This is a genomic window from Streptomyces sp. H39-C1, from assembly GCF_027158125.1.
GTDB classification, from domain to species: Bacteria; Actinomycetota; Actinomycetes; order Streptomycetales; family Streptomycetaceae; genus Actinacidiphila; species Actinacidiphila fildesensis.
This window is the reverse complement of record NZ_JAPVLS010000254.1, coordinates 1-1,444: the sequence shown is the minus strand read 5'-3', so window position 1 is coordinate 1,444 and position 1,444 is coordinate 1. Positions and strand designations below refer to the sequence as shown.

Genomic DNA, 1,444 nt, shown 5'->3' with positions numbered 1-1,444 from the left:
GGGTTGGCCGTGTTCGGCGTCGAGTCGGGTGTACACCCGCTGGACCTGGCTGGGGGCGCGGGTGGACAGTCGGGCGGCCTCGCGGATGCTCAGGCCGTCCCGCCATGCCTGCTCGATCACGACGCGGGCCTCGTCGGTGTCGAGCCGGGGACGCGGGGGGACAGCGGGGACGCCGAGGTGTTCCCCGCAGATGACCAGCGGCGATGCCGGGGCCGGCACCGGTTCGGCGGACACCGGCTCCGGGGCGGGGGACACCTCGGTGACCACCGGTTCGGGAGCGGTGTCCCCCAGCGCCAGGGCGGCAGCCGGGGCGGTCGTGGTGATGGCGGCTGTCAGGTGGACGGCGAGCGCGGCGGCGAGCGGGGGGACGGCCGAGACGCCGATCACGAGCCAGGGGCCGACCACCATGTGATCGGTGGTCACCAGGTGGCTGATCGCGTTGAGGACGACGGACACCACCACGGTGACCAGGGTCAGAGTCCGGCCGAGCGACCGGGCGGCCGGGGCCACCCCGACGGCCAGCCAGGCGACGCCAGCCACGAGCGCGAGGACGTCGACCGCGACCGGCAGGGCCCAGTGCAGGGGCGAGGCCCAGCCGACCCAGGAGCCGAGTTCGGCCAGCGTCGCGGCGGACGCGGCCATGGCCACGGCGGCCACGAGGGCGGCGCCAGCGATCAGCGCCGTGCGGAGGTTGACGTTCATCGGTTGCCGCCCTTCGGGAACTTGACCGCGAAGGTCACGAGACCGCCGCCGCCGATCAGCGACGGGATCGCGGCCTGGATGGCCGCTGCGGTGGTCGAGGCGACCGCGACGAGCTGGAGCACGGCGACAGTCGCCACCCAGATGAGCGCGACGCCACCAGCGGTCGCGGCCAGGACGACCGCGATCGGTCCGGCGTACGAGCGGGGCGCCGGCACCACGATGACGACCGACCGGGCGTCGGTGCCTTCCGGGAGTTGCCGGTACAGGTCGGCCGGGAGGTGACCGGCCCGGAGTTGGGCGTCGGGACGGATCATGCCGACACCATCCCGGCCTTGGCGGTCAGCGTGCCGTCGTCGGCCCGGACGAGCAGTCCGGCCGTGACGAGCTTCGTGACGGTCTTGGACACCGTGCCCTTGGCCAGACCGCAGGCCGTCACCACGTCCCGTTGCCGGACCGGGCCGCTTTCCGCGCGCACGGCGTTGAGTACCGCGGCTTCGGTATCGGTCAGCGTGGCCGGGGCTGAGGTGGCCGGCACCGCGACCGAGGACGGGATCGGCTTCACCAGGTGGAGGCGACGCCCGCCGGATGCGGCAGGAACGGTGCCGCCGCCGGGGCCCCCGGCCGGAACGGTGCTGCCTCGCTGCCAGACGGACTTGGGCAGGTCCCGCACTCCGTCGTCATCGAGGGTCCAGGTGCGGACCATGCGGGGCCCGTAGCCCTTGAGGTAGCCGTGCCCCCGGTA

The 1,444-nt window shown here is 74.2% G+C and carries 3 protein-coding genes; all 3 read right to left on the bottom strand.

The genetic code is table 11. From position 1 onward, the window contains the following. A partial coding sequence (locus tag O3W51_RS48040) for a hypothetical protein (protein WP_269290409.1) occupies nt 1-702 on the bottom strand: 702 nt, incomplete at its 3' end. Continuing rightward, nucleotides 699-1,016, bottom strand: coding sequence for a hypothetical protein (locus tag O3W51_RS48035; RefSeq protein ID WP_269290407.1), 318 nt, complete (start codon nt 1,014-1,016; stop codon nt 699-701). The genes O3W51_RS48035 and O3W51_RS48040, both read right to left, overlap by 4 nt. Then, the coding region (locus O3W51_RS48030) for a helix-turn-helix transcriptional regulator (RefSeq protein WP_269290405.1) at nt 1,013-1,444 on the bottom strand (432 nt) is incomplete at its 5' end. The genes O3W51_RS48035 and O3W51_RS48030, both read right to left, overlap by 4 nt.